At 65.6% G+C, this 25,302-nt stretch carries 23 protein-coding genes, 1 tRNA gene and 1 riboswitch; of the genes, 11 read left to right on the top strand and 13 right to left on the bottom strand.

Annotation, left to right across the window (positions count from 1 at the left end; genetic code table 11):
• Nucleotides 1-7 precede the first annotated feature (7 nt).
• Nucleotides 8-547: a 2-amino-4-hydroxy-6-hydroxymethyldihydropteridine diphosphokinase gene (gene folK, locus ACSVDO_RS15875; RefSeq protein ID WP_489593315.1), complete on the top strand. Its 540-nt coding sequence runs from the start codon at nucleotides 8-10 to the stop codon at nucleotides 545-547.
• Nucleotides 548-612: 65 nt separating this feature from the next.
• Here the strand turns inward: folK and ACSVDO_RS15870 are convergent, their stop codons facing one another.
• Together ACSVDO_RS15870 and ACSVDO_RS15865 are read right to left on the bottom strand one after the other, a co-directional pair.
• The gene (locus ACSVDO_RS15870; RefSeq protein ID WP_489593313.1) at nucleotides 613-1,581 is read right to left on the bottom strand and encodes a Bug family tripartite tricarboxylate transporter substrate binding protein; all 969 of its coding nucleotides are present in this window, start codon (nucleotides 1,579-1,581) and stop codon (nucleotides 613-615) included.
• Between the two features lie 204 nt (nucleotides 1,582-1,785).
• On the bottom strand, nucleotides 1,786-2,844 hold the full coding sequence (locus ACSVDO_RS15865; RefSeq protein WP_489593311.1) for a CDP-6-deoxy-delta-3,4-glucoseen reductase: 1,059 nt from the start codon (nucleotides 2,842-2,844) through the stop codon (nucleotides 1,786-1,788).
• A gap of 62 nt (nucleotides 2,845-2,906) precedes the next feature.
• On the opposite strand from ACSVDO_RS15865, the gene ACSVDO_RS15860 reads away from it, so the two are divergent.
• A complete protein-coding gene (locus tag ACSVDO_RS15860; protein WP_489593309.1) occupies nucleotides 2,907-3,845 on the top strand; it encodes an SDR family oxidoreductase in 939 nt (312 codons plus the stop codon).
• Here ACSVDO_RS15860 and ACSVDO_RS15855 read toward each other — a convergent pair.
• Together ACSVDO_RS15855 and ACSVDO_RS15850 are read right to left on the bottom strand one after the other, a co-directional pair.
• Nucleotides 3,842-4,486: a DUF4124 domain-containing protein gene (locus ACSVDO_RS15855; protein WP_489593307.1), complete on the bottom strand. Its 645-nt coding sequence runs from the start codon at nucleotides 4,484-4,486 to the stop codon at nucleotides 3,842-3,844. The two genes, ACSVDO_RS15860 and ACSVDO_RS15855, sit on opposite strands and share 4 nt — an antisense overlap.
• A gap of 12 nt (nucleotides 4,487-4,498) precedes the next feature.
• Entirely contained in the window at nucleotides 4,499-5,101 is a 603-nt protein-coding gene (locus ACSVDO_RS15850) for a hypothetical protein (RefSeq protein WP_489593305.1), read from the bottom strand.
• A 289-nt stretch (nucleotides 5,102-5,390) separates the two neighbouring features.
• Nucleotides 5,391-5,556: riboswitch (FMN riboswitch) on the top strand.
• A 95-nt stretch (nucleotides 5,557-5,651) separates the two neighbouring features.
• Between ACSVDO_RS15850 and ACSVDO_RS15845 the strand changes: the two genes are divergently transcribed.
• Nucleotides 5,652-6,179, top strand: a complete 528-nt coding sequence (locus tag ACSVDO_RS15845) for a 6,7-dimethyl-8-ribityllumazine synthase (RefSeq protein ID WP_332535614.1) — start codon at nucleotides 5,652-5,654, stop codon at nucleotides 6,177-6,179.
• Here the strand turns inward: ACSVDO_RS15845 and ACSVDO_RS15840 are convergent.
• Nucleotides 6,176-7,072, bottom strand: a complete 897-nt coding sequence (locus ACSVDO_RS15840; protein ID WP_489593304.1) for a LysR family transcriptional regulator — start codon at nucleotides 7,070-7,072, stop codon at nucleotides 6,176-6,178. The two genes, ACSVDO_RS15845 and ACSVDO_RS15840, sit on opposite strands and share 4 nt — an antisense overlap.
• A gap of 115 nt (nucleotides 7,073-7,187) precedes the next feature.
• Here ACSVDO_RS15840 and ACSVDO_RS15835 point away from each other — a divergent pair, with 115 nt between their 5' ends.
• Together ACSVDO_RS15835 and ACSVDO_RS15830 are read left to right on the top strand one after the other, a co-directional pair.
• Nucleotides 7,188-7,841, top strand: coding sequence for an NAD(P)-dependent oxidoreductase (locus ACSVDO_RS15835; protein ID WP_332549370.1), 654 nt, complete (start codon nucleotides 7,188-7,190; stop codon nucleotides 7,839-7,841).
• A 172-nt stretch (nucleotides 7,842-8,013) separates the two neighbouring features.
• Nucleotides 8,014-9,207, top strand: coding sequence for a sugar transporter (locus tag ACSVDO_RS15830; RefSeq protein ID WP_489593302.1), 1,194 nt, complete (start codon nucleotides 8,014-8,016; stop codon nucleotides 9,205-9,207).
• Nucleotides 9,208-9,324: 117 nt separating this feature from the next.
• Here ACSVDO_RS15830 and ACSVDO_RS15825 read toward each other — a convergent pair whose 3' ends face one another.
• Both ACSVDO_RS15825 and ACSVDO_RS15820 read right to left on the bottom strand, forming a co-directional pair.
• Complete coding sequence (locus ACSVDO_RS15825) at nucleotides 9,325-10,038, bottom strand: LrgB family protein (RefSeq protein WP_332535620.1); 714 nt, start codon at nucleotides 10,036-10,038, stop codon at nucleotides 9,325-9,327.
• The gene (locus tag ACSVDO_RS15820) at nucleotides 10,035-10,391 is read right to left on the bottom strand and encodes a CidA/LrgA family protein (RefSeq protein ID WP_332535622.1); all 357 of its coding nucleotides are present in this window, start codon (nucleotides 10,389-10,391) and stop codon (nucleotides 10,035-10,037) included. Before ACSVDO_RS15820 ends, ACSVDO_RS15825 begins: the two co-directional genes overlap by 4 nt.
• Before the next feature lie 174 nt (nucleotides 10,392-10,565).
• On the opposite strand from ACSVDO_RS15820, the gene ACSVDO_RS15815 reads away from it, so the two are divergent.
• Complete coding sequence (locus ACSVDO_RS15815) at nucleotides 10,566-10,784, top strand: hypothetical protein (RefSeq protein ID WP_332535623.1); 219 nt, start codon at nucleotides 10,566-10,568, stop codon at nucleotides 10,782-10,784.
• 233 nt (nucleotides 10,785-11,017) lie between these two features.
• On the opposite strand, the gene ACSVDO_RS15810 is transcribed toward ACSVDO_RS15815, so the two are convergent.
• Nucleotides 11,018-12,613, bottom strand: coding sequence for a S41 family peptidase (locus ACSVDO_RS15810; RefSeq protein WP_489593300.1), 1,596 nt, complete (start codon nucleotides 12,611-12,613; stop codon nucleotides 11,018-11,020).
• 289 nt (nucleotides 12,614-12,902) lie between these two features.
• Here ACSVDO_RS15810 and ACSVDO_RS15805 point away from each other — a divergent pair, with 289 nt between their 5' ends.
• Nucleotides 12,903-13,259, top strand: a complete 357-nt coding sequence (locus ACSVDO_RS15805; RefSeq protein WP_332535626.1) for a hypothetical protein — start codon at nucleotides 12,903-12,905, stop codon at nucleotides 13,257-13,259.
• A gap of 490 nt (nucleotides 13,260-13,749) precedes the next feature.
• Nucleotides 13,750-15,306, top strand: coding sequence for a methyl-accepting chemotaxis protein (locus ACSVDO_RS15800; protein ID WP_332535627.1), 1,557 nt, complete (start codon nucleotides 13,750-13,752; stop codon nucleotides 15,304-15,306).
• A gap of 84 nt (nucleotides 15,307-15,390) precedes the next feature.
• On the opposite strand, the gene ACSVDO_RS15795 is transcribed toward ACSVDO_RS15800, so the two are convergent.
• From ACSVDO_RS15795 to ACSVDO_RS15785, 3 genes are all read right to left on the bottom strand, one after another.
• The gene (locus ACSVDO_RS15795) at nucleotides 15,391-16,947 is read right to left on the bottom strand and encodes a methyl-accepting chemotaxis protein (protein WP_489593298.1); all 1,557 of its coding nucleotides are present in this window, start codon (nucleotides 16,945-16,947) and stop codon (nucleotides 15,391-15,393) included.
• A 595-nt stretch (nucleotides 16,948-17,542) separates the two neighbouring features.
• Nucleotides 17,543-18,748 carry a HipA domain-containing protein gene (locus tag ACSVDO_RS15790; protein WP_489593296.1) on the bottom strand — a complete coding sequence of 402 codons (1,206 nt, stop codon included), beginning with the start codon at nucleotides 18,746-18,748 and terminating at the stop codon, nucleotides 17,543-17,545.
• Nucleotides 18,749-19,327: 579 nt separating this feature from the next.
• Nucleotides 19,328-19,412: transfer RNA gene (locus ACSVDO_RS15785), tRNA-Leu, on the bottom strand.
• Between the two features lie 41 nt (nucleotides 19,413-19,453).
• Here ACSVDO_RS15785 and cysM point away from each other — a divergent pair.
• The 3 genes from cysM (at nucleotide 19,454) to ACSVDO_RS15770 (ending at nucleotide 21,210) form a co-directional block, all read left to right on the top strand.
• On the top strand, nucleotides 19,454-20,359 hold the full coding sequence (cysM, locus tag ACSVDO_RS15780) for a cysteine synthase CysM (RefSeq protein WP_332535631.1): 906 nt from the start codon (nucleotides 19,454-19,456) through the stop codon (nucleotides 20,357-20,359).
• A gap of 63 nt (nucleotides 20,360-20,422) precedes the next feature.
• Nucleotides 20,423-20,971: an NUDIX hydrolase gene (locus ACSVDO_RS15775; RefSeq protein WP_332535632.1), complete on the top strand. Its 549-nt coding sequence runs from the start codon at nucleotides 20,423-20,425 to the stop codon at nucleotides 20,969-20,971.
• A gap of 11 nt (nucleotides 20,972-20,982) precedes the next feature.
• The gene (locus ACSVDO_RS15770; RefSeq protein ID WP_332535634.1) at nucleotides 20,983-21,210 is read left to right on the top strand and encodes a sulfurtransferase TusA family protein; all 228 of its coding nucleotides are present in this window, start codon (nucleotides 20,983-20,985) and stop codon (nucleotides 21,208-21,210) included.
• 120 nt (nucleotides 21,211-21,330) lie between these two features.
• Here ACSVDO_RS15770 and galU read toward each other — a convergent pair whose 3' ends face one another.
• Both galU and ACSVDO_RS15760 read right to left on the bottom strand, forming a co-directional pair.
• Nucleotides 21,331-22,221: a UTP--glucose-1-phosphate uridylyltransferase GalU gene (gene galU, locus ACSVDO_RS15765; protein ID WP_489593293.1), complete on the bottom strand. Its 891-nt coding sequence runs from the start codon at nucleotides 22,219-22,221 to the stop codon at nucleotides 21,331-21,333.
• Between the two features lie 70 nt (nucleotides 22,222-22,291).
• Complete coding sequence (locus ACSVDO_RS15760) at nucleotides 22,292-25,201, bottom strand: valine--tRNA ligase (protein ID WP_332549050.1); 2,910 nt, start codon at nucleotides 25,199-25,201, stop codon at nucleotides 22,292-22,294.
• Nucleotides 25,202-25,302 lie beyond the last annotated feature (101 nt).

Genomic DNA, 25,302 nt, shown 5'->3' with positions numbered 1-25,302 from the left:
TGGCCATATGACCGAAGCGCAGGCACCCCAGGTGCGCGCGTGGATAGGCCTGGGTGCGAACCTGGGCGACCGCGGCGCGGCGCTGGCGCGCGCCGTGCAGGCGCTGGCCGCCATGCCCGCGACGCGCGTGGAGAAAGTCTCGGGCCTGTACGCCAGCGCGCCGATTGACGCCGGCGGCCCCGACTATCTCAATGCCGTGGTCGAGCTCATCACCACGCTGGCACCGCTGGACCTGCTGGACGCGCTGCAGGCCATCGAGCAGGCGGCCGGGCGCGAACGCCCCTACCGCAACGCGCCGCGCACGCTGGATCTCGATCTGCTGCTTTATGGCGAGCAGCGGATCTCCTGCGAACGCCTCGTTGTGCCGCATCCGCGTGTTGGCGAGCGCGCCTTTGTGCTGCTGCCGCTGGCGGAAATCGCGCCCGAACTGGTCACGGCCGCGCAGCTCGCGGCTGTGGGGGACCAGCGCATAGCGCGCATCGAAGGACCGCAGTGGGTGGGGCTGTCGAACGGCCTGTCCTCAAGGGCAAGCGAATCCACGCGGTGAACCAGTTGCAATGAAAAAACCCCGCCGCAGTTGCCTGCAGCGGGGTTTTTTCATGGAGCGCAAGATCAGTCGACCTTGGCGCCCGAAGCCTTGACGACCTGCTGGTATTTCTTGCGTTCCGCGGCCATGAACTGGTCGAAGGCCGCTGGGCTCGAAGCCACGGGCTCGGCCATCAGCATTTCAAAGCGGGTCTTGGTTTCCGGCGCCTTGAGCGCATCGGTGAACGCCTTGTTGAGCTTGTCGAGCACGGCCTGCGGCGTGCCTGCGGGAGCCACCAGGCCCCACCAGGTGTCGATCGAAAAGCCGGGGAAGGTCTTGGACAGCGCGGGCACGCCTGGCAGCAGCGACGTGGGTGCGAGCGAAGTCACGGCCAGGGCCTTGAGCTTGCCCGAGCGGATGTTGGGCGCGGCCGCGGCCAGGTTGTCGATGTTGAAGTCGACTTCACCCGACAGCAGCGCGAGCTGGGCGGGGTTGGCGCCGCGGTAGGGCACGTGCAGCGCGAAGATGCCGGCCTTTTGCTTGAGCATTTCACCGGCCAGGTGGCCGGCGCTGCCGTTGCCGCCGCTGCCGTAGTTGAGCTTGCCGGGATGGCTCTTGGCGTAGGCCAGCAGGTCGGCGATGCTGCTGATCTTGTTGCGTTCGGCGAAGTCGGCGTTGACCACCAGCACGTTGGGCACGCGCACCATCTGCGTGATGCCCGCGAAGTCCTTGCCGGCGTCATAGGGCATGCGCGAATAGAGCCAGGGGTTCACGGCGTGGGTCGCGGTGGCGGCCAGGCCTATCGTCAGGCCATCGGGCGAAGCCTTGGCGATCGCGTCGGCACCGATGTTGCCGCCGGCGCCGGCCTTGTTTTCAATGATCACCACGCCCAGCGTATCGCGCACGCGTTCGGCGAGCGCGCGCGACGTGATGTCGAGCGGTCCGCCCGGTGCATAAGGCACGATCAGGCGGATGGGTTCTTGGGCTTGGGCGAGGGGGGCTGCCAGGGCCGCGGTGGCGGCGAGGAGCGAGAGGAGACTGTTACGGCGATTCATTGCCTATCCATTCTTGCAAAAAAACTGCATGCCGTCGTCAGTGCAAACCAGGCAATGCAGTTTTGCTGCGTGAAATAGGCAATTTCGGGCCGCTTTCACGGCCCAAGCGTGGCTTGGCTCAGGGTTTGTGCGCGCGGCCGGCGAGGCGCGGCCGGCGAGGCGCGGCCGGCGAGGCGCGGCCGGCCAGGCGCGGCCGGCGGGGCATCAGGCAGGCCCGTGCTTGTCGGCTTCCGAAGTGAAAGCGTCCGCAAAGAACTCGTCCTCGGGCAGGCCGCCCTGGCGCGTATAGGCGCTGCGCGCCGAGTCGACGACGATGGGCGCGCCGCAGGCATAGACCTGGTGGTCGCTGAGATCGGCAAAGTCATCGAGCACGGCCTGGTGCACATAGCCGGTGCGGCCGGTCCAGGCGTCTTCGGGCTGGGCATCGGAGACCACGGGAACGTAGGTCAGGAATGGCAGGTCCGCGGCCTGGGCGCGAATCCAGCCGTCGAGGTACAGGTCCTGAGGTCGGCGTCCGCCCCAGTAGAGCGTGACCGGGCGCTTGAAGCCAAGGTGCTGCATGTGCAGTATCAGCGCCTTGATGGGCGCGAAGCCCGTTCCCGAAGCCAGCAGGATCACCGGCTTGTCGCTGTCCTCGTGCAGATGGAAGCTGCCGAACGGGCCTTCGATGCGCAGGATTTCCTTTTCCTTCATGGTCGCGAACACATGGTCGGTGAACAGGCCGCCGGGCATGTGGCGGATATGCAGCTCTATGCCCGGCGTGGTTTCCTGCAAGTGGGGCGGCGTGGCCATCGAATAGGCGCGGCGCGCGCCGTCGCGCATGATGAATTCCACATATTGGCCCGCGTGGTAGCGGAATTTCTCCATGGCCGGCAATTGCAGGCGTACCTGCATCACGTCGTGCGCCATTTTCTCCAGCGCCGCGACGCGCACCGGCATCTTCCTGACCGGAAAGGCGCTTTCGTCCGTGACCTGGCGCGACTCGAGCACCACATCGCTTTGCGGCGTGGCGCAGCAGGTCAGCACATAGCCCGCGGCTTCATCTTCGGGCGTCAAGGCCTTGGCCTGGTGGGGGCCGTGCACCACGCTGCCGCTGAGCTTCTTGCACTTGCACGAACCGCAGGCACCATCCTTGCAGCCATAGGGCATGCCCACGCCCGCGCGGATCGCGGCGGACAGAATGGTTTCATCCCCCTGGCTCGCAAAGGCGCGACCGCTGGGCTGCACGATGATCTGGTGGGTGGGGTTCGCAATCGGGGTCATGTTCTCGTTATCCTAGGAGCTTTTCTGGGCCGGGATGGCCGGCCCGCATAACAGGGTGAATTTTGCCTTCAAACCAAAACCCTCTTGGCGCGCGGCCGGCACGCTTTCGCCGCCAGCGCCTGCTGATCATCGGCTGCGGCGATGTGGGCCAGCGCGTGGCCAAGGTCCAGCGCGGCGTGCGGCTGCTGGCGCTGACCTCGTCGGCCGAGCGCCGTGCCGAGCTGCGCGCGCTGGGCATCACGCCGCTGCTGGGCAATCTCGATGACCCGCGCAGCCTGCGCCGCCTCGCGGGCCTGGGCACGCGCGTGCTGCATCTCGCGCCGCCGCCGGCCGCATCCGAGGAAACGCCGCGCTGGTGGCTGGACCCGCGCACCACGGCGCTGGTGCAGGCGCTGCGCCGGCGCGGCTGGCCGCAGTCCCTGGTTTACGCGTCCACCAGCGGCGTCTACGGCGACTGCGGCGGTGCCTGGGTCGATGAAAGCCGCCCGCCCGCGGCGCATACCGGGCGCGCGATGCGCCGCGTCAATGCCGAGCGCACACTGCGTTTTGCCGGGCGCCAGGGCCTGCGCGCGAGCATTCTGCGCATTCCCGGCATCTATGCTCCCGACCGCGCAGGCGGCACGCCGCGCGCGCGCCTGCTGCGCGGCACACCCGTATTGCGCCGTGAAGACGATGTCTATACGAACCACATCCATGCCGATGATCTGGCGCGCGCCTGCCAGGCGGCGCTGTGGCGCGGCAGCGCGCAGCGCGTCTACAACGTCGCCGATGCAAGCGTCATGCACATGGGCGATTATTTCGACTTCGCTGCCGATCTCTATGGGCTCCCCCGGCCGCCGCGCGTCTCGCGCAGCCAGGCCCAGGGCGAGCTGCCATTGACTCTGCTGAGCTTCATGGGTGAATCGCGTCGGCTGCGCACCACGCGCATGCAGCGCGAGCTGCGCGTGGCGCTGCGCTATCCGACGGTGGCGCAGGGCCTGCAGGGCAAGCCCGTGCGTTAACGCGGATAGATGTTGCCGTTGCGGTCGTAGCAGCGGAACACGTTGCAATGCGTGATCTGCGGGCGCGGTGGCTGCACCTGCGGCGGCAGCGGACGCGGCGGGCGCAGCGCGGGCACGACGATCACCGGGGCCGACGGCACAGTGGATTGGGCGCGCGACCGTTCGAGTTCGCCATAGGCTTTCGGGCCCAGGCAGTCGATCTCCATCTGCTGGCGCGCGGCGGCAAGCTGCTCGGCATACGCCGGCGAAGAAGAGCGGTCGGGGCGGTTGAGCAGGTCCTGCAGCAGCTGGCGTGAATCGGCGCAGCGCGCGCTTTCTGCGGGTGGCTGCGGCGCCGCGGGCGCAGCGGGTGCGGGAGCCAGAGCCGCGGCCGCGGCTTCCTCGCGCAGGCGCTGTTCCTTGCGCGCAATCGCCTGTGCGGCCTCTTCGCGCTCACGCGCCAGCGCTTCGGGGCTGCGCGCGGGCAGCACCAGCTCGGCCTGGCGGCCGCTGTCGCAGCCGCTATCGGTATAGGTGACGGCACCGGTGCGCGCATCGGTGCAGCGCAGCACCTGGCCTTGGGCAGGTGCTGCGCAAAGCCACAGCGCGGCCAGCACCAGCCCCAAGGCATGGCGGTGGCGGGCAGGCAGGCGCAGCTTCATGGCCTGCCGCTATCAGCTGCCGCGGTCGCCGCGCGGAACGCCGGGACGATCGCCGTCGCGCGGGCCGCGGCGATCCTCATCGCGCTCGCGCTCGCGCTGCGGCGGGCGCTGGTGCTGCTGCTGGGCACGCTGCTGCTCTGCCTGGGCGCGTTGCTGCTCACGCTGGCGGTCGGCCTGCTGGCGCTCACGCTCGGCCTGGGCGCGCTGCTGATCGCGTTGCTGGTCACGCTGGCGATCGGACTGCTGGCGCTGCTGCTCGCGCTGGCGCTCGAACTGGTCGCGCTGGCGCTCGGCATGTTCCCGCTGGCGCTCGCGCTGCATGCGATCCCGGTCGCGCTCGCGTTCGCGCTCCATGCGCATGCGCTCCTGTTCGCGGCGTTCATGCTCGCGCCAGGCGCGTTCGTCGCGCCGGTCGGGAACGACATAGACCGGAGCGCTGCGGTAGATCGTCGTGGGCTGCTCATACACGATGGGGCCGGGATTGCCGTAGACCCGTCCCGGACTTTGATAGACCGGGCCCGGGCTGTCGTAGTAGGGCTCTGGTGGCAGCACGCACCCGGTGACCAGGATGGCCAGGGTGCTTGCGGCCAGCAGGCGAATGGAAATGGTGCGCATAGGTCTCCGTCAGGTGGTGCATTCCCGGCAGCGCCGTGGATGCGATGGACGCCCTCTGCATGGCTGGCCCGGGGCGCGATGCGGTGGAAACCGCAATGCTTTGTTGTTATACGCGCGGCCTATGCTTTTGGTTGACGGAATAGATGCCATCCAAACAAGCTTTGCCTCGCCGCCATGGTTGTTGCCAAATGTAGCGGCAGCATCCATGTTGCGCAGAACAGTTTTGCGCCCAGCTTGCGAACGGGCCGTGCCAACTGTCGATAGAATCAACCACGGCCTCTTCGGAGGCCAGCGTTCTCAGGGCGGGGTGAAACTCCCCACCGGCGGTATCTGTGGCCTGTCTCCGGCAGTGACCACAGCAGCCCGCGAGCGCCTGCGGCCTTCCGGCCACAGGGTCAGCAGACCTGGTGAGACTCCAGGGCCGACGGTCATAGTCCGGATGAAAGAGATCGCGCATTTCCTCGCAGCCGCAGTGCGCCCGAATTCCGGCCCTGTGGTCGCGCAGCTTCGCGCGCGCCCTGATTCATGTTGTCAACGTTATCCACTTGTCATGAATCAGACTTCCACTGCTGTCGTTTCCTCCATTTCTTCCGCCGTTGCCACCGCCCCTGCATGGGGCAGCGTGGCGCGCAACAGCCGCGTCGCGGTGATCTGCGCGAGCTGGCATACCGATGTCGTGCACCAGGCGCGCGATGCGCTGGTCGGCGAGCTGACCCAGCAAGGCATGCCCGCCACGCAGATCGCGCATTTCGACGTGCCCGGTGCGTTCGAGATTCCGCTGATGGCCAAGCGCCTGGCGCTCAGCGGCCGCTTCGACGCGATCATCGGCTGCGCGCTGGTGGTCAATGGCGGCATCTACCGCCACGAGTTCGTCTCCAGCGCCGTGATCGACGGCCTGATGCGCGTGCAGCTCGACACCGACGTTCCCGTGCTGTCGGCCGTGCTCACGCCGCGCGACTTCCACGAGCATGCCGACCACCTCGAGTTCTTCCGCGCCCACTTCGTCAAGAAGGGCGTCGAAGTCGCGCAGTCCTGCCTGAGCGCAATGGCCCAGCTGCAGCGCGTGCAGTCCCTCTAAGACGCGTCCACACCCGGCAGTTGCGCCAGATACTCCTGCAGCGCGGCGATCGCCTGGCGCACCTTGGCGGGCTGGGCGTCGCGCTGCGGTGTCATCGCCCATATGTCTAGCCCGCCCAGCGTCCACTGCGGCAGCAGGCGCTGCAGCTGGCCTTGCTGAACCACTTCGCTGACATCCATTGCGGACAGCAGCGCGGGGCCCAGGCCGGCTTCGCACATCTGCTGCAGCGACCAGTGGTTGTTGCTGGCAATCAGCGGCTGCAGCCGCCACTGGTAAGCGTCTTCGGTCGGGTGACGGCATTCCCATTCGAGGCGGCCGTTCATGCCCAGCCAGCGCGCGCCCGCGAGCTGCGCGGGATGGTCGGGTGCGCCATGCTGCGCCACCCACTGCGGCGCGGCGCAAAGCCACCAGGGCATATGGCCCAGGCGGCGCGCGGCCCAGCCCGAGTCGCGCAGGGCGCCAAAGCGGATTGCCAGATCGACGCGGCCCTGTACCAGGTCGATGGGCGCGTCGTCGACCAGCAGCAGCAGGCGCAGCGAGGGGTGGCTCGCGAGCCAGTCGCCCAGCGCTGGCGCGATATGGCGCGCAAAACCCACGGGTGCGGCAATGCGCAGCTCGCCGCTGGGTGCGTCGCGCTCGGCCGCGAGTTCGGCGCGCGCCTGCGCGGCGGCCGCGCACATCGCCGCGCATTGCGCATAGAAGCGGCTGCCCGCATCGGTCAGCGTCAATTGGCGTGTGGTGCGGTGCAGCAGCGTGACGCCGCCCGCGCGCTCGAGCTGGCGCAGCTGCTGGCTCACGGCCGACGGGCTCATGCCCAGCGCGCGCGCCGCGCCGCTCATCGAGCCATGCTCGACCACCTGGGCAAAGATTGCCATGCGTTTGAAATCATCCATTGCAGCCCTTGATTGTTAAGTCCAGCTTCAAGGTGATTGTCGTCGACACCAACTACCGCGAAAAGTGGCCGCGGCTTATGCTAAGGCCTTCTTCACAGTGTTCTTGGGAGCAGATATGAAAGTCGCATTGATTGGTGGCACAGGATTTGTGGGTTCAGCCCTGCTGGACGAGTTGCTGCAGCGCGGCCATGAGGTCGTGGCGCTGGCGCGCGACCCGAAAAAATATGCGCCGCGCGCCGGCCTCACCGTGGTGCAAGCCGATGTGCAGGACGCGCAGCAGGTGCGCCAGGCCGTGGCCGGCTGCGACGCGGTGCTCAGCGGCTTCAATGCGGGCTGGGGCAACCCCGACATCTACGCCGACTTCATGAACGGCTCGCATGCGATCCAGGAAGGCACGAAAGCCGCGGGCATCAAGCGCTATATTGTTGTCGGCGGCGCGGGCAGCCTGTATGCGGCGCCCGGCGTGCAGATCGTCGACACCCCTGAGTTCCCCGCCGCGATCCGCGACGGCGCGCGCGCGGCGCGCGATCTGCTGACCGAATTGCAGACCCAGGAGCGCGACCTCGAGTGGACCTTCCTGAGCCCGCCCATAGGCTTTCTGCCCGGCGGCCGGGGCGAGCGCACCGGAAAATACCGCGTGGGCAAGGACCAGCCGCTGATGAACGGCGACCAGCCGGGCAGCATTTCGGCGGCCGATCTGGCGGTCGCCGTGGTCGATGAACTCGAGCGCCCGGCCCACGTGCGCCAGCGTTTCACGATTGCCTATTGAGGCGCTGCGCGCGCCGGCGGCATGAACCGCCTACTGGCGCATAGGGGCACTCGCCGCGCCGGCGCGCAGCCGCGGGCCGGCGGCTATGCTCCGGGCCGTGGTTGAACAGCCCCCCGGCGCAGGGGGGCGTCCACGGTCCCCTGCGTCATTCATGCGTGTCCCACGCGCCCCCATGTCCATCTCCACTTCCCAACAACCCACCTCCTGGCTGGCGGTGGTTGCCTTGGCCATTGCGGCCTTTGTCTTCAATACCAGCGAATTCGTTCCCGTCGGCCTGCTCAGCGGCATCGGGGCCAGCTTCGGCATGCCGGCCGCGCAGGTCGGTCTGATGCTTACGGTCTATGCCTGGATCGTCGCGCTGGCCTCGCTGCCCTGCATGCTGCTCACGCGCAACGTCGAGCGGCGCCGGCTGCTGATGGGCGTGCTGCTGGTATTCATAGTGAGCCACATGCTGTCCGGAATCGCCAACAGCTACGCGCTGCTGCTCATCAGCCGCGTGGGCGTGGCCTTGTCGCATGCGGTGTTCTGGGCCATCACCGCTTCGCTTGCGGTGCGCCTGGCGCCCGAAGGCAAGAAGGCGCAGGCGCTGAGCCTGCTGGCCGTGGGCACTTCGGTGGCCATGGTGCTGGGCATTCCGCTGGGCCGCGTGGTCGGCGAACTGCTGGGCTGGCGCACGACCTTCATTGCGATTGGCGCGGTCGCGGCCGCGGCCATGCTGTGTCTGTTCCGGCTGCTGCCCTTGCTGCCCAGCGAGAACGCGGGCTCGCTCAGCAGCGTTCCCATGCTGCTGCGGCGCAAGTCGCTGGCCTGGCTGTATGTGCTGCTGGCGATCGTGATCACGGCGCAATTCACGGCCTACAGCTATATCGAGCCGTTCGTGCATTCCATTGCCAGGCTGGGCAGCGACAGCGTCACGCTGGCGCTGCTGCTGTTTGGCGGCATGGGCCTGATCGGCAGCCTGCTGTTCAGCCGCTGGGGCATGCGCTATCCGCACCGTTTTCTGCTCGGCACCTGCGCGGGACTGGTGCTGTGCCTGTGGCTGCTGCTGCCCGCCGCGAGCCATGCCTGGAGCCTCTATGCCGTGGTGTCGGTCTGGGGCATAGGCATGATCTGCTTCGGTCTGGCCATGCAGTCCCAGGTGCTGCGCCAGGCGTCGGACGCGACCGATGTCGGCATGGCGATGTTTTCGGGCATCTACAACATCGGCATTGGCGGCGGAGCCCTGCTGGGCAACCAGGTGATTCAGCACGCTTCGCTGGCCCACATAGGCTGGGCCGGCGGCGCGCTGGCCCTGCTGGGGCTTTTGTGGTGTGGCTGGGCCGGCGCGCAGCAAAAGCGCCTGGCCCTGGCTTCCATGGCTGCCTAAAAAACAGGCGGCTGAGAAAAATCCCTTTTCCGACAGCCACTTGTCCCGCTTATCCCCGGCAAGGGGCGCAGTTGTCCACATGCTTGGGGGCCTGGCGCGGGGATAACTCGCTGGCGTTCAACGTCCCAGCAGCGCCAGGCACAGCGGCATCAGCAGCGCGGTCGCCACGCCATTGAGGCCCATGGCCAGGGCCGCGAACGCTCCCATGGTGGGGTGGATCTGCAGCGCGCGCGCCGTGCCTATCGCATGCGCGGTCAGGCCCAGCGCAAAGCCTTGCTCGGCGGGGTCGGTGGAGCGCAGCAGCCGCAGCAGCAGCGGTGCGAGCATCGCGCCCGCGATGCCGGTGATTGCCACGGCGACCGCGGCCAGCGAAGCCGTGGCGCCATAGCGCTCGGCCATGGGCAGCGCAATCGGTATCGTGGCCGACTTGGGCGCCAGCGCCATCAGCGTCGCATCGCTGGCGCCGAGTATCCAGCCCAGGCCCAGCGCCGAAAGCAGGGCCACGGTGCAGCCCACCAGCAAGGCCACGGTCAGCGGCAGCCACAACGCGCGGATGCGCGCGCGCTGCGCATACAGCGGCAGCGCCAGCGCCACGGTGGCCGGGCCTATCAGCATGCCCAGCATGGCGACGCCGCTGCGGTAGGTTGCATAGGGCGTGTCCGTGAGCAGCAGCACGCCGACGACGACGATCACCGCCGTGAACACCGGTATCAGCAGCGGGTGGCAGCCGCTGCGCCGATACAGCGCCATCGCGGCCAGATAGCAGCCCAGCGTCAGCACCAGCCAGGGCAGGGGCGAAGCGGCAAGCCAGGATCCGAAGGCGGCGCTCATGGCTGATCCTTGCGTGCCTGCCAGCGCAGCATCCAGCGAAAGCTCAGCAGCGTCGCGATGAAAGTGATCGCCGCGCCGAAGATGCAGGCGAGCACGAACGGCTGCCATTGGCGCGCGAGATTGTCGAACTCGAGCATGACGCCGGCAATCACGGGAATGAACAGCAGCATCATGTTCTGCAGCAGCACCGTGCCCACGCGCTCGAGCGCCTGGGGCGTGCGGCCGTGGAATATCAGCGCGGCGAGCAGCAGCAGTGTGCCGACCAGGGCGCCGGGAAGCGGCAGATGGGTGAAGTGAACAATGGCTTCTCCAAGCAGCTGGAGCGCGAACAGAGCAGTGATGGCGTAAAGCATGGGCAAAGAAAAAGGAACAGGCAGCGGGCGCGGGCGCAGCGCGACCGTGCCAATCATCGCAGGATGGCGCAGAAAGCGCTTGCGGACGCTTGCGCATCCGCGCTCAAGAGAATACGCTGGGCATCAGTTACAGTGTCCGATAACCGGCTGCGAGCGCGCGGCCAGGAGAGTGCCATGACCACCAGTGACCACCTGCTGCATTTCGAGCCCACCGTGGACGAGCTGGCTGCGCTCAAGAAGCTCGAAATGGGCGAAACCATTTCGCTCGAGTCCGCAGCGCGCGAGCATATTTCCAAGCGCCTGCTGGAATTCGGTCTCGCCCATCAGGATGCGGCAAAGAAGTGGTTCATCACTCCCTTGGGACGGGATCTGATACGCCGACAGGAAGATTGAAGCGGCACGGCGCCTGAGCGTCGTATCGAGGTGGTGGCGAACTCCGACGGCACGATAAACGCGTGACCGCGGGTTTACCATGCCTCAAATTGCGGCAAGATAGCCAAGGCGCAGTCTGGGCAAGGACTTGGCGCGCTTTTTCACACACTGATAACAGCTTATCCACAGCTTTGTTCTTCGCATCTGTGGAGAAAAAACGTCATCCAGCGCGGGGGCGCGGACCGTCGCACCGATCAACGCGCCTGCAGAATGCGCTGGTGCAGGCCTTGCAACGGCCGCAGCATCGGCCCGGAGCGTGCCTGCGTCCTGCGCAACTGCTTGGTGCTGGCAACCGCCGACGGCGCAGGGCAGGCGCCGCTGGCCATGTAATGCAGCGCCGCGGCCATGCGCGCCTCGCGCGGATCGCCCAGCGCCTGCGTGAAATCGTCGGGAATGCTGCAGGTGGGCTGCATGCCGTCGGCATAGTCGCCGAATCCCTTGGCGTTCTCGCTTTGCAACTGAATGCTGAAATAGGTATTGCCGCAGTTTTCCTCCGGGAGAAAGCCGTAGGGCTTGCCGCAGGTGGCGGCGCCGATCTTCACCACTTCAATATCTATGCCTTGCAGGCCATTGATGAGCGATTCGCTTGCCGAGCAGGTGTCCGAACCCGTGAGCACATAGACGCGGCGCAGGTCCAGGCTGGGAAGGGGCAGGCCCGTGGGCATAGAGTTTCCGCTGCCCGTGGAGAAAAAGGGCATGGGCGGCAAGCCCAGGCCGCGCGCCTGGATCTTGTGGTTGAAGATCGCACGCTCGAACACCTTGCCGTGGCTGTTCATCTCGCCAGCGATCATATAGGCGAGCTGGCTGGCGATGTAAAGGTAGCCGCCGCCGTTGTAGCGCAGGTCCACAACCAGTTCGGTCGCGCCTTCGTTGCGCAATGTCGCGATGGCCTGGGCCAGTTGCGGCTCGGCAGCGCGCATGTGGTCGTTGAATTGCAGATAGCCTACCGTACGCCCGTTGGGGCCTTCGAACGTCTTGACGTTCTGCACCGGCGCCGAGGTCACCTGCGCGGAGCGCAGCGTGGTTATCCTCGGCACGTTCGCTCCGGCGTCGAGGATCGTGAACTGGGTGCTCACGCCCGCTGCCCGGGGTTGCAGCGCCCTGAGCATGCTGTCGAGGCGTTCGGGGTCGCTTTCGTGCACCAGATCGATGCCGTTGATCGCCAGTATCCGGGCCCCGCGCGCAATACCGGCTCCCGGCGCGGTCGCCGGCGAGTCGGGTTCGGTGTAGGCGACGATCAGTTCGCGCGGCGGGTTGGCCTGCTGCACCGACCAGCGCATTCCATAGCCCGGGTATTCGCCCGCCAGCGACAGCGCGCTCCACTCGTCGGTGCGCAGGAAGAAATGGAACTGGTCCTTGGGCGCGCCCGATGGGGTCAGCGCCTCGGTCTTGAGCAGCGCGAAGTAATCCGGCGTGGAATGCAGCGCGGGATTGCGGTCCTCGACTTCGTCATACCAGAGATAGTTGTCGTGGGTCCAGGAGCGCAGCCAGTGGTTCTCGTCCAGCGTGCGCCCCGGCCGGTCGGGATAGGGCATGCCGGTGTAGGGATCGGTGCCGCTGCGCGGTGCGGCACAGCGATTGGCGTGTCGCGCCGTGGAGCCGAACTGCCCTTTGACCCAGTCGGCGACGACCGACGGCAGACTGCGTTCGGCGGATGTCTGCGGCGGTCCCGGGGGCAGGTCCGGCAGGCTGTCTCCGCCACCACAGGCCGCGAGCGCGGCAAGCGCAGCGCCAAGGCACATGTGAGCCAGCCTGCGGCGGATGCAGAGCATCGAGCGGAAATTTGGCACGGCAAACTCCTTTGCGGTTCTATGGGGGCCTCGGTCTGCGGCAGGCCGCCGCGCCTGCGCGAATCCAATGTAGCTGCGCGCTGGCCGGCTTCTTGCCAGTGAACGCCGCATGCCGCTGTGCTGTCGCTACAGGCTTGTCATGCCCTGTTTTTCACGCGTGCATGGGTGGCGCACAAGGCATTGACTGACAGCATCGCGGCCATCCTGACGGCGGATGGTTGGCGGCGCGCACGGTACAACCGAAGGACAGCGGGCGCTGGCCCGCCATCCATTGCCAAAGGAGCGCCGCATGACTGCACCGATCACCCCACGCCCGTCAGAAAACCCCATTGACCCCGATCTGGCTGATCAGGCCGTGCCAGGCCACGGCGTTCCCTCCCAGGATCCTGATCCCGCGGCCCAGGTGCAGTTGTCCCCCGAAGATGCTGAACGCGAGTCGGGTTCGGTGCTGATGGGCGGCGGCCTTGTCGCCGGCGCGGCCGCAGGCGCTGCGGTAGGCGCAGCGGTGGCCGGACCGGCGGGCGTGCTTGTAGGCGGGATGGTCGGTAGCGTGGCCGGCGCGCTGGGCGGCGCTGCCGCGGGCTCCAAGGCAGAATCGGCCACGCCTGCCGATGCCAGCGCCGGGCCAGGCAAGAAACAGCCCTGATTCTGCATTTCCAGATGTCTCCGTGCCGGCCTCGAGCCAGCACTTGCCCGCCGGGGTCCGCCCCGGTGGGTTTTTTTTCGCCGGCGCCGCAGGCCGCACCTGTCTGTCTGGCCGCAGCGCAGTGTCGAGTCACGGTAATCTCTGCGCAGTCGGCTTGACTGCTCTAGTGAGTGGCGGCCCGACAGGTGGAAAACCAGGAATGCGCGCCGGAAAATGATACGGCTTTTGGGAGTGTGATCGGCGGATTGTCGCCGTAACGTGGTTTCAAGCGCAAACTCGTAAATAGATTGCCTGTGTAATCATTTTTATCATTATAATTTGATAACTGTTGCGAAAATTACATGCACTCACCTGTGGTCTGCGCCATCTGCAATCTCCGGATCAGCCGCGGCTGTCCTGCGACCGGGCAAGCCCCCCGTTCGTCGGCTCGGCGCTGACTTCGGGCCTGCCGTGTTGAAACGCGCTCTGGATCCCCATCAAGGCAAAACCTATGAATAACCTGAAAATTTCCATTCGGCTGGCCGGAATTCTGGCGGTGTTGTGCTGCCTCGTGCTGCTGGTGGGTGGCGTTGGACTCCTGGGAATGGGGCAGTCCAATGCCGGCCTCAAGTCCGTGTATCAGGATCGGGTCGTTCCTCTCAAGCAGATCAAGATCGTTGCCGACATGTATGCGGTCAATGTGGTGGATGCCGCTCATAAGGTCCGAGATGGCGGCATGACGGCCGCGCAGGGCCTGCAGTCGGTAGCGGATGCGCGCCGGGCGATCGATCTCCACTGGAACGCCTATCTGGCGACAAAGCTGGTACCCGCGGAAGCCGAGTTGGTTGCGCGCTTCAAGCCGCTGCAGGTCCAGGCCGATGCCGCCGTCGATGTGCTCGTGGGACATTTCAAATCGGCAGACATGGCGGCTTTGACCACGTTTGCCGCCAAGGAGCTGTACCCGGCGATGGATCCGCTTCAGGAGGTGCTGGGGCAACTGATGGAGGTTCAGCTCGATCAGGCCAGGACGCGATATGAAAACGCCGTCGAGACCTATCAGACCGCCTGGATCTTCACCGCTGGCGCAGTGACGCTGGGCGTGCTGCTGGCCCTGCTGGTCGGCGGGGCCATGATCCGCCAGATTTCCCGGCAACTGGGCAATGCGGTGGCCATCACCGATTCGGTCGCACGCGGTGACCTGACCGTGCCCATCGAAGCCCGTGGCAAGGATGAAATCGCCCAGTTGCTGCGCGGTCTGACCACCATGCGGGACAACCTCGCACATCTGGTGTCGGGCGTGCGCGCCAATGCGCAGGGCGTGGCATCGGCCAGCGCCGAGATTGCATCGGGCAACAACGACCTGTCGATGCGCACCGAGCAGCAGGCCAGCGCGCTGCAGGAAACCGCCGCATCCATGGAGGAGCTCAGTTCCACCGTCAGGCAGAACGCCGACAACGCACGCGAGGCCAACCAGCTGGCAATGAGCGCATCCGCCGTGGCGGGACAGGGCGGCGATGTCGTGGCCCAGGTGGTGACCACCATCAAGGGTATCAATGACAGCAGCAAGCAGATTGCCGACATCATCAGCGTCATCGACGGCATCGCCTTCCAGACCAACATCCTGGCGTTGAACGCGGCGGTGGAGGCCGCTCGTGCGGGTGAGCAAGGCCGTGGTTTCGCGGTGGTGGCGGGCGAGGTGCGCAGCCTGGCGCAGCGCAGCGCCCAAGCGGCCAAAGAGATCAAGGTCTTGATCACCGCAAGCGTGCAGCGGGTGGAAGAGGGCACCGAACTGGTGGACAAGGCCGGCGCGACCATGATTGAAGTGGTGGGTGCGATCCGCCGCGTGACCGACATCATGGGCGAGATCAGTTCGGCCAGCAGCGAGCAGAGCACAGGCGTGGCCCAGGTCGGCGAAGCGATCATGCAGCTGGACCAGGCAACGCAGCAGAACGCGGCACTGGTCGAGGAAATGGCCGCCGCAGCCGGCAGCCTGAGCCAGCAGGCCAACGCGCTGGTCGGCGCGGTGGAAGTGTTCAAGTTGGACTCCGGCAGCAGCGCAGGCCGCTGACCCCGGCCCTGCCGGCCACCAGGCCACGGTGTGACCCGGCACGGGGCTTGCAGCGCGATGACTGCAGGCCGGCGGCGCAAGCGCCTAGAGCTTGAACGACGCGGTCAGGCGCGAGAGTTTCTCCGACTCGTCCTGCAGCACCTGGGTCGCGGCCGACGACTGCTCGACCAGCGCGGCGTTCTGCTGGGTCACGCGGTCCATGTCGGTCACGGCCTGGCCCACCTGCTGGATGCCGCTGCTTTGCTCGCGGCTGGCCGAGGCGATTTCCGTCACGATGACCGTGATGTTGCGCACCGTGGACACCACTTCGCGCATGGTCTCCCCCGCCTGGTTGACCAGGGTGGCGCCCGCGTCCGCGCGTTCGACCGATGCCTGGATCAAGGTCTTGATCTCCCTGGCGGCTTCGGCGCTGCGCTGGGCCAGGCTGCGCACCTCGCCCGCCACCACCGCGAAACCACGGCCTTGCTCGCCCGCACGCGCGGCTTCGACCGCGGCATTGAGAGCCAGGATGTTGGTCTGGAAGGCGATGCCGTCGATGACGCTGATGATGTCGACCACACGGCGCGAAGACGTGTTGATCTCGCCCATGGTGGACACGACCTGTTCCACCACCGCGCCGCCGCGCTCGGCGACCGTGCAGGCGCCGGTCGCGATCTGGCTTGCGCGCTGGGCATTTTCCGCGTTCTGATGCACCGTGGCCGTCAGCTCTTCCATGGACGCTGCGGTTTCCTCGAGCGAGCTGGCCTGCTGCTCGGTGCGCTGCGACAGGTCGAGGCCGCCGGTGGCGATCTCGCCGGCCGAGTGATGGATCACGCCCGCGGTTTCGTGGATGCGCGTGACCAGCTGGCGCAGCTGCGCGCTCATGCGTTCCACGGCGGCGATCACGCTGCCTTCGGGCGCGCGCGACGCGCCCTGCAGCGCGGATTGCGACAGGTCGCCGCCCGCGATGCGGTTGGCGATCTCGGCTGCGACCGCGGGTTCACCGCCGATGGCATTGAGCACGCTGCGCATGGTCAGCCAGGCGATCACGGCCAGCAATGCAGCGAGCACGGCCAGCACCACCAGTGACTTGATCAGCGAAGCCACAAAAGCCTGCTGTATGTCGTCGACATAGTCGCCCGCAACCAGATCCCAGTTCCACGAAGTCGAGCGCTTGACGTAGGCGATCTTCTCGCTGGGCTCCTTCGCGCCGGGCCGCGGCCACCAGTAGGAAATGATGCCGTTGCCCTGGGCCGACGAGCCCACGGCGGCAATGATGCGATACAGGTAGCCGCCCTTGGCATCCTGGAAGTCGCCCATGAACTTGCCGTTGAACTTCGGCGTCGATGGATTGTTCAGCACCACCGAGCCCGTGGTGATGTTGGTGATGTAGCCATTGCCCCCGGCGTAGCGCAGTTGCCCGACGCGCGCTATGGCCGTGGCCTTGGCGTCCTCTTCGGAAAGCTTGCCCGCCTTGGCTTCGGCCGCGATGCCGGCAATCATGCTGTCGGCCGAATCGACGAAATCGCGCAGCGCCAGCTGGCGTGCCTCATAGGCCTTGTCGCGGGCCTGATAGGCGTTGAACAGCGTGAGAGTGAGAAGCGCGAGCAGACAGAAAACCAGCGGTGCCAGAAGTTTCTGGCGAAGGGACAGGGCAGGCATGGATTAGTTTCAACGTGGGGGGAAGGACGCCCGCAATGCTACAGAAGCTTTACGAGTGGTTTCATCTATTTACAACTTGTGCCGCTGTGTTTGTATCGTGTATCCGACAGTGGCTTCGGGACGAAGCTACGCAAGATATGTGCCTGTGGTTGGCTTGCTGCCCCAGGTTCTGGTCGGGGCCTGGCTCAGATGATCGCCCTGATGGCGACCTGACTTTTCCAGTTTCGGGCCTGGAAACGCGCGGCGGACCGGAAACGAAAAAAGCCATCAAGTCATTGAAACTTAACGGCTTTTTGCGTTTGGTGCCGGGGCCGGAATCGAACCGGCACACCTTTTGGTGAGGCATTTTGAGTCACAAAGCAAAGCTAGGAAACATGCGGTTTTCCGCAGGATTTGGGCGCAAAGAAGCGCACAAAGCGCCTCTCTGATGGAGAGCTTTCGCGCCTATGGATTAGCGCTGTTTGGCTAGCTTGTTCCTCGGAGCGTATGGAATGAACGCTGGTTCACAGCCTCTCGCGTTGGCATTACCAGCGGTTGATAAGCCAGCGCCTTCAGGTCCTGACGGATTGGTGCCCCGGGGTCCTGGATGCTTAGGCTACGCGGGTAGAAGCGGCGCCGCAAAATCGCGCGCGACCTCGCGGTTGCGCATGGCCAGTTCACGGATCGAACGCGGGATGGGGGCGGCCAGCTCCGTATTGGCGACCGCGCTCCAGAATTTGTCGGCCGCGGCCGCTGCACGCTTCCACACAGAAGGTACGGCACCGATGGTGCCGACCTTGGGCTCAATGGGCACGAGTTCCGGGTCGACGCCGCCTCCGATCGATGCATAGCGCATCGGGAGGATGTCGTAGGCGGGCGCGATGCCGAGGTATTCGCCGTCCTCGCCGATCAGCATGGAGATGTTCTCGAAGTGCCTGTCTGTGTTGCCTATGAGTTCGCTGAAGGCGGCCATCACGCCCACGTGCTCGGCGTCTTGCTTGTTGAGATAGCCTGCAGTGACGCAGCGCGCGGCGAACTCCGGCCAGGTGTCACGCATGCCGAAGAACTCGTCGTCAATGGCGCCGGCCGAGAGCATCCCCACGCGCCCTTTGTCCCCCACGCGGTCAAAGCGAACGACCTCGAGGAAAACGAACTCCTTGTGCATGAATAGTTGGGTTTTGGCCGCGGGCAGGCCGACGTCAGCGAGCGAGTTCAGGGCAAGGTGCTCCAGCGGGAGAAGCTCAGCCATGCGGCTGCCGATGCGCGCGAACTTGACGATTACGTGGCCTGTGTCCTGGCCTACCCAGAGGAATTTGGGCTGCTCGCCGCCAGCGCTCGATCCGTAGGAGGCGTTCTTGAGCTGCTGGGCGATTCCGTAGTAGTAGTCGAGCTTCTCGTCGGCCTCCGATCCTGGAAGGCGCAGGAGATCCAGTTCACGCTGCAGGGGGGCGTCTCCGAAGACGAGGTTGCCAGGGAGATTCACGCCCTGGGTAAATAGGAACGCGACGCGGTGATCGTCGTTCCAGTCCTTGAGGCTGGTCGGGAACGCATGCTCGAGAGCGGCTGTATGGGCGAGCTGGCGCCCAAGGAAGCCTGACGGCGCGGCAAAGGACATGTAGGGAGGCAGGCCTTCGTAGACGCGGGTGATGCCGGAGTCCGTGCGCTCCAGCGTGCCGCCACCGGTCAGGAACTCAACATCAGCGAACGGGGCAATGTTGCCAGTGGAGAGGAAGCGATAAATGCGCTGGCGTGGGTTCAGGCTCAACGGCAGGGTGCGCAGCAGGGCGTAGTGCGGTGTGCGCTGGCCCGGGACACGGAACATCGTGACCGTAGAGGATAGATCACGAATAGTTCGCGAAAGAGTTGCCTGGCTTATTCCTAGCTCCTGCATGAGTTGCTGAGCAGTGCGCGGCCCATATCTTAGTGCGCGCTCAATACTCCGATGGAGATCGGAGAGTTGTTGGCGTGACGAGGGGTTCATTTGAATTGTTTGAGAATAGTTCGCTGAATTTTAAAAGAATTAAATTCTTACATCATTTCAATGGATTGAACCGGGTCTTTCAATGGATCTAAACCCATGCCTGTCACGGGCAGACGGGAGGCGATACCTGCGCGCAGATGCCAGGGGTAGCGGTGATAGTCAGGGGTGGTTGAAGCTTTTATCGGGCTTGTACGGCGCGCGTGCCGTCTGCTGTTGGCGGCACGCGCGGCCCGGGCGGGCGTTGAAAGGCGAACGTACAGCGGTCTTTGCAGGGGGGTACGCATGCGGTGTGCGGGCCCGTTTTTCCATTCCCTCAAGGTGGGCATTTGGAGTTTTTGCGCCTAAGTCTCTCCGCTGCGCAGGCAGAAAAGACCATGAAAAAAGCCGCTAAGTCATTGAAACTTAACGGCTTTTTTCGTCTGGTGCCCGGGGCCGGAATCGAACCGGCACACCTTTCGGTGGGGGATTTTGAGTCCCCTGCGTCTACCAATTTCACCACCCGGGCTTGAATTTGTGCAGACGCGAATTATGGCACATTTGAGGCTTATGAAAACGTATTTGACCATCGAAGACGCAATCGGCCAGACGCCCCTGGTTGCGCTGCAACGTATTGGCGCTGAGGACAACAAGGAGCGCGGCAACGTGGTTCTTGGCAAGCTGGAGGGCAACAATCCGGCGGGTTCGGTCAAGGACCGGCCGGCGGTGTCGATGATCCGTCGCGCGGAGGAGCGCGGTGAGATCAAGCCTGGCGATACGCTGATCGAGGCGACTTCGGGCAATACCGGCATTGCGCTGGCCATGGCTGCGGCGATCAAGGGCTATCGCATGGTGCTGGTCATGCCCGAAGACCTGTCGGTCGAGCGCGCCCAGACCATGAAGGCCTATGGCGCCGAGCTGATCCTCACGCCCAAGAGCGGCGGCATGGAATACGCGCGCGATCTGGCCGACCAGATGGTGGTGCAGGGCAAGGGCCGCATCCTCGACCAGTTCGCCAACCCCGACAACCCGCGCTCGCACTACGAGACCACGGGCCCCGAGCTGTGGGAGCAGACCGGCGGCGAGATCACCCATTTCGTCAGCGCCATGGGAACGACCGGCACCATCACCGGCGTGGCCAGGTACCTCAAGGAAAAGAATCCCGCGATCCGCATCATCGGCGCCCAGCCCCAGGAAGGTTCGCGCATTCCCGGCATACGCAAGTGGCCCGAGGAATACATGCCCAAGATCTACGACGCTTCGCTGGTCGATGAAACGGTGTCGGTGAGCCAGGATGATGCCGAAGACCTGTGCCGCCGGCTGGCGCGCGAGGAAGGCATTTTTGCCGGCATCTCGGCGGCCGGTGCCTGCTGGGTCGCGCAGGAGATTGCCAAGCGCGAGAAAAACGCGACCATCGTGTTCGTGGTCTGCGATCGCGGCGATCGCTACCTGTCCACCGGCGTCTTCCCGGCCTGATCCGGCGGCCTGCCGGGCTTTGCTGCGCTGGCAGCGTTTCGCGTTCTGTTCAAGGATCTGCGCATGCAGTATGAAACCCGGTTTTGCAGCCATTGCGCCACCCCGCTGCAGTGGCTCACCGTTGCCGAAGACGGCGGCGACGTGCAGCGCCTGCGCTGCCCGGCCTGCGGCTGGACGCATTGGAACAACCCCACGCCCGTGCTCGCGGCCATCGTCGAGCACGAAGGCCGGGTGCTGCTGGCGCGCAACGCCGCCTGGCCCGAGAAGGTCTTCGGGCTGATCACCGGCTTCATGGAAGCCGGCGAATCGCCCGAGCAGGGCATTGCGCGCGAAGTGCTGGAGGAAACCGGTCTGGTGGTGCAGTCGCAGCAGCTGATCGGCGCCTACGAGTTCCTGCGCATGAACCAGGTGATCATTGCCTACCATGTGGAGGCCACGGGGCAGGTGCAGCTGTCGCCCGAGCTGCTCGAGTACCGACTGGTCGCGCCCGAGAAGGTGCAGTGCTGGCCCGCGGGCACGGGCCAGGCGCTCGCGACCTGGCTGCGCAGCCGCGGCCATGAGCCCGAGTTCATCGATTTCTGGCGCCGCGACGAGAATGCCGCGACGGCTTAAAATGCAGCGCTATGGACATCCACAAAGAAATCGATACCCGCGGCCTCAATTGCCCGCTGCCCATCCTCAAGGCCAAGAAAGCCCTGGCAGAGATGGTGACCGGTCAGCTGCTCAAGGTGGTTGCCACCGACACCGGTTCGATGCGTGACTTCCAGGCGTTTGCACGCCAGACCGGCAATGAGCTGGTCGAGCAGCAGACGCAGGGCAACGAGTTCATTCACATACTGCGTCGGCGCTGAGCCTTCGGCGCGGCCGTTCCCGTCTGGAGGACGGGCCGTTCATGGTTCGACAAGCTCACCACGAACGGTTTTGCGCGTTCACACCTCGATCAACAAGCTGTGCTCCAGGCGAGCCGGCGATCAAAGCGCCAGCGTCTTGAGATACGCGCGGAACTCGTCGCCCACCTGCGGGTGTTGCAGCGCGAGTTCGACCGTGGCCTGCAGGAAGCCTTCCTTGCTGCCGCAGTCGTAGCGCTTGCCCTGGTACTGGAACGCATAGACGGCTTCGTGCGCCATCAGGCGTTCGATGGCATCGGTCAGCTGGATCTCGCCGCCCACGCCCTGGGGCTGGTTGCGGATCTCATGGAAGATGCGCGGCGTGAGCACATAGCGGCCGGCCACGCCCATGCGCGAGGGCGCGTTTTCTGGCGAAGGCTTTTCCACGATGCGGTCCACGCGCATCAGCGCGCCGCCCGCGGCTTCGCCGGCCACAATGCCGTAGCGCTTGACCTGGTCCAGTGGCACTTCCTGCACGGCCAGCAGCGAGCGGCCCTGCTTCTGGAAGGCTTCGGTCATCTGCGCGAGCACCGGCTTGCCGCCTTCGGGGCCGACCATCAGGTCGTCGGCGAGCAGCACCGCGAACGGTTCATCGCCGACCAGCGCTTCGGCGCACAGCACCGCATGCCCCAGGCCCAGCGAACGGTGCTGGCGCACGAAGGCACAGTTCATGTCGGCGGGCTGGATGGAGCGCACCAGTTCCAGCAGCTCCTGCTTGCCGGCGGCTTCCAGTTCGTTCTCGAGCTCGTAGGCGGTGTCGAAATGGTCTTCGATCGCGCGCTTGCTGCGTCCCGTGACGAAGATCATGTGGCGAATGCCGGCGGCATAGGCCTCTTCCACGGCGTACTGGATCAGGGGCTTGTCGACCACAGGCAGCATTTCCTTGGGCGAGGCCTTGGTCGCGGGCAGGAAGCGCGTGCCCAGGCCGGCGACGGGAAATACGGCTTTGCGCACGTTGGTGGTGGTAGTGGGCATGAAGTCTCTCTACGGGAAGCGGGAAAAGGCGTGCACTGCGCGCCGGGGGCAGGCCCCGGCGGCAGCTGCATCAACCCAGGCGGGCGAGCTGGTCGCGCAGGCGGTTGAGCGTGGCGCCGAAATCGGCGACGCGCTTCTTTTCCTGCTCGATCACGGCCGGCGGCGCCTTGGCGACGAAAGCTTCGTTGCCGAGCTTGACGTTGGCGCGCGCGATCTCGCCTTCGATGCGCGCGGCTTCCTTGGCCAGGCGGACCTTCTCGGCGGCAATGTCGATCTCGATGAACAGGCACAGGCGGATGTCGCCGACCACGGCCACAGGCGCGGCCTGGGCGGCAGCGGCCCAGGCGGCCTCGTCATCGAACACCTTGACTTCGCTGAGCTTGGCCAGCGCCTGCAGCACGGGCGCCACGGTGCGCAGGAAGGCGCTTTCCTCGGCGTTGCCGGCGACGGCAAACAGCGGCACGCGCTGTGCGGGCGAGACGTTCATCTCGCCGCGCAGCGTGCGGCAGGCGTCGACCATCGACTTGATGCGCGCCACATGGGCGATCGCGGCTTCGTCGATCTTCTCGGGCTGGGCTTCGGGGTAGCGCGCAATGCTCACCGACTCGCCGGGCAGGCCGGCAACCGGTGCGACCTTCTGCCACAGTTCTTCCGTGACGAACGGAATGATGGGGTGGGCCAGGCGCAGGATGGCTTCGAGCGTGCGGATCAGCGTGCGGCGCGTGGCGCGCTGCTGGGCGGCATTGCCGTGCTGGATCTGCGTCTTGGCGATTTCCAGGTACCAGTCGCAGAACTCGTTCCAGACGAAGTCATAGAGCGTGTTGGCGACGTTGTCGAGGCGGTACTCGGCAAAGCCCTTGGCAATCTCGGCCTCGACCTTCTGCAGCTGCGAGGTGATCCAGCGGTCGCACTGGCTGAACTCCATGTAGCCTTCGAACTCGCCGCCGCTTTGGCACTGCTCCTTGGTGTGGGCCTGCAGGCCGCAGTCCTGGCCTTCGCAGTTCATCAGCACGAAGCGGCTGGCGTTCCAGAGCTTGTTGCAGAAGTTGCGATAGCCTTCGCAGCGCTTGCTGTCGAAGTTGATCGAGCGGCCCAGCGAGGCCAGCGCGGCAAAGGTGAAGCGCAGCGCGTCCGCGCCGTAGGCGGGGATGCCTTCGGGGAATTCCTTTTGCGTGTTCTTGCGCACCTGGGGCGCGGTCTCGGGCTTGCGCAGGCCCACGGTGCGCTTGTCGAGCAGCGCGTCGATATCGATGCCGTCGATCAGGTCGACCGGGTCCAGCACATTGCCTTCGGACTTGGACATCTTCTTGCCCTGGGCGTCGCGCACCAGGCCGTGCATGTAGACATGCTTGAACGGCACGCGGCCCGTGAAGTGCGTGGTCATCATGATCATCCGGGCGACCCAGAAGAAAATGATGTCGTAGCCCGTGACCAGCACGGACGAGGGCAGGTAGAGGTTGAAGTCGTCGTCGGCGGCGTCGGTCTGGTTGGGCCAGCCCATGGTGCTGAACGGCACCAGTGCCGACGAGTACCAGGTGTCGAGCACGTCTTCGTCGCGGCGCAGCGTCTTGCCCGGGGCCTTGGCCTGGGCTTCGGCTTCGTCGCGCGCGACGATCACGTTGCCGTCCTCGTCATACCAGGCCGGAATCTGGTGGCCCCACCAGAGCTGGCGCGAGATGCACCAGTCCTGGATGTTGTTCATCCACTGGTTGTAGGTGTTGACCCAGTTCTCGGGCACGAACTTGACTTCGCCCGAAGCCACGGCGTCGATCGCCTTCTGCGTGATCGACTTGCCCGTGGCATCGCCTTCGCCGACCTTGGTCATGGCGACGAACCATTGGTCGGTGAGCATGGGCTCGACGACCTGGCCGGTGCGCGTGCAGATCGGCACCATCAGCTTGTGTTTCTTGGTCTCGACCAGCAGGCCCAGCGCGTCGAGGTCGGCAACGATGGCCTTGCGCGCCACGAAGCGGTCCATGCCGCGGTATTTTTCGGGCGCTTCGTCGCTGACTGTGGCCTGCAGCGTCAGCACCACGATCATCGGCAGGTTGTGGCGCTGGCCGACCTGGTAATCGTTGGGATCGTGCGCGGGCGTGACCTTGACCACGCCGGTGCCGAATTCCTTGTCGACATAGTCGTCGGCAATGACCGGAATCTCGCGGCCCACCAGCGGCAGTGTCACGGTCTTGCCGATCAGGTGCGCATAGCGTTCGTCTTCGGGGTGGACCATCACGGCCGTGTCGCCGAGCATGGTTTCAGGGCGTGTGGTCGCGACCACGAGCTGGCCCGAGCCGTCGCTCAGCGGATAGGCGATGTGCCACAGCCAGCCATCCTTTTCCTCGCTCTCGACTTCCAGATCGGAGACCGCGGACTGCAGCTTGGGGTCCCAGTTCACCAGGCGCTTGCCGCGGTAGATCAGGCCTTGCTCATAGAGGCGCACGAAGGTCTCGTTGACCACCGTGGACAGCTTGGGGTCCATGGTGAAGTATTCGCGCTGCCAGTCCACGCTGTCGCCCATGCGGCGCATCTGCGTGGTGATGGTGTTGCCCGACTGTTCCTTCCACTCCCAGATCTTGCTGACGAAGTTCTTGCGCGCTTCGATGGGCGTGGGGCCCATGTCGTGGCGGCTGATGCCCTGCTCCTGCAGCTGGCGCTCGACGACGATCTGCGTGGCGATGCCCGCGTGGTCGGTGCCCGGCACCCAGGTGGTGTTGAAGCCCTTCATGCGGTGGTAGCGCGTGAGGGAATCCATGATGGTCTGGTTGAACGCATGGCCCATGTGCAGCGTGCCGGTCACATTGGGCGGCGGCAGCTGGATGGAGAACGAAGGCTGGGCGGCGTCGGCCTTGCCCGTGCCGCGCACGCCGCCCGCGCCGTAGCCGCGCTTTTCCCATTCGGGTCCCCAATGGGCTTCGAGGGCCGCGGGTTCAAAGGATTTGGAGAGGCTGTCGAGGCCCGGCTGTGCAATGGAGTCGCTCATGGAGGGGGTGCCAATGCAAACGGCATCGCCCCCATCGAAGGGGGAAGATGCCGTCCACAGGGGTTAGTAGATGACGGATTTGCGTTGATTTTACCGACCCT

This window comes from Comamonas sp. DB36 (assembly GCF_057914905.1).
This window is presented reverse-complemented; position numbering and strand designations above follow the sequence as displayed.

Excerpts from the sequence above, each read along its gene's own strand:
- folK (WP_489593315.1), top strand. The coding sequence starts at position 8 with ATGACCGAAGCGCAGGCACCCCAGGTGCGCGCGTGGATAGGCCTGGGT.
- ACSVDO_RS15870 (WP_489593313.1), bottom strand. The coding sequence starts at position 1,581 with ATGAATCGCCGTAACAGTCTCCTCTCGCTCCTCGCCGCCACCGCGGCC.
- ACSVDO_RS15865 (WP_489593311.1), bottom strand. The coding sequence starts at position 2,844 with ATGACCCCGATTGCGAACCCCACCCACCAGATCATCGTGCAGCCCAGC.
- ACSVDO_RS15855 (WP_489593307.1), bottom strand. The coding sequence starts at position 4,486 with ATGAAGCTGCGCCTGCCTGCCCGCCACCGCCATGCCTTGGGGCTGGTG.
- ACSVDO_RS15850 (WP_489593305.1), bottom strand. The coding sequence starts at position 5,101 with ATGCGCACCATTTCCATTCGCCTGCTGGCCGCAAGCACCCTGGCCATC.
- ACSVDO_RS15845 (WP_332535614.1), top strand. The coding sequence starts at position 5,652 with ATGAATCAGACTTCCACTGCTGTCGTTTCCTCCATTTCTTCCGCCGTT.
- ACSVDO_RS15840 (WP_489593304.1), bottom strand. The coding sequence starts at position 7,072 with ATGGATGATTTCAAACGCATGGCAATCTTTGCCCAGGTGGTCGAGCAT.
- ACSVDO_RS15835 (WP_332549370.1), top strand. The coding sequence starts at position 7,188 with ATGAAAGTCGCATTGATTGGTGGCACAGGATTTGTGGGTTCAGCCCTG.
- ACSVDO_RS15830 (WP_489593302.1), top strand. The coding sequence starts at position 8,014 with ATGTCCATCTCCACTTCCCAACAACCCACCTCCTGGCTGGCGGTGGTT.
- ACSVDO_RS15825 (WP_332535620.1), bottom strand. The coding sequence starts at position 10,038 with ATGAGCGCCGCCTTCGGATCCTGGCTTGCCGCTTCGCCCCTGCCCTGG.
- ACSVDO_RS15820 (WP_332535622.1), bottom strand. The coding sequence starts at position 10,391 with ATGCTTTACGCCATCACTGCTCTGTTCGCGCTCCAGCTGCTTGGAGAA.
- ACSVDO_RS15815 (WP_332535623.1), top strand. The coding sequence starts at position 10,566 with ATGACCACCAGTGACCACCTGCTGCATTTCGAGCCCACCGTGGACGAG.
- ACSVDO_RS15805 (WP_332535626.1), top strand. The coding sequence starts at position 12,903 with ATGACTGCACCGATCACCCCACGCCCGTCAGAAAACCCCATTGACCCC.
- ACSVDO_RS15800 (WP_332535627.1), top strand. The coding sequence starts at position 13,750 with ATGAATAACCTGAAAATTTCCATTCGGCTGGCCGGAATTCTGGCGGTG.
- ACSVDO_RS15795 (WP_489593298.1), bottom strand. The coding sequence starts at position 16,947 with ATGCCTGCCCTGTCCCTTCGCCAGAAACTTCTGGCACCGCTGGTTTTC.
- ACSVDO_RS15790 (WP_489593296.1), bottom strand. The coding sequence starts at position 18,748 with ATGTTCCGTGTCCCGGGCCAGCGCACACCGCACTACGCCCTGCTGCGC.
- cysM (WP_332535631.1), top strand. The coding sequence starts at position 19,454 with ATGAAAACGTATTTGACCATCGAAGACGCAATCGGCCAGACGCCCCTG.
- ACSVDO_RS15775 (WP_332535632.1), top strand. The coding sequence starts at position 20,423 with ATGCAGTATGAAACCCGGTTTTGCAGCCATTGCGCCACCCCGCTGCAG.
- ACSVDO_RS15770 (WP_332535634.1), top strand. The coding sequence starts at position 20,983 with ATGGACATCCACAAAGAAATCGATACCCGCGGCCTCAATTGCCCGCTG.
- galU (WP_489593293.1), bottom strand. The coding sequence starts at position 22,221 with ATGCCCACTACCACCACCAACGTGCGCAAAGCCGTATTTCCCGTCGCC.
- ACSVDO_RS15760 (WP_332549050.1), bottom strand. The coding sequence starts at position 25,201 with ATGAGCGACTCCATTGCACAGCCGGGCCTCGACAGCCTCTCCAAATCC.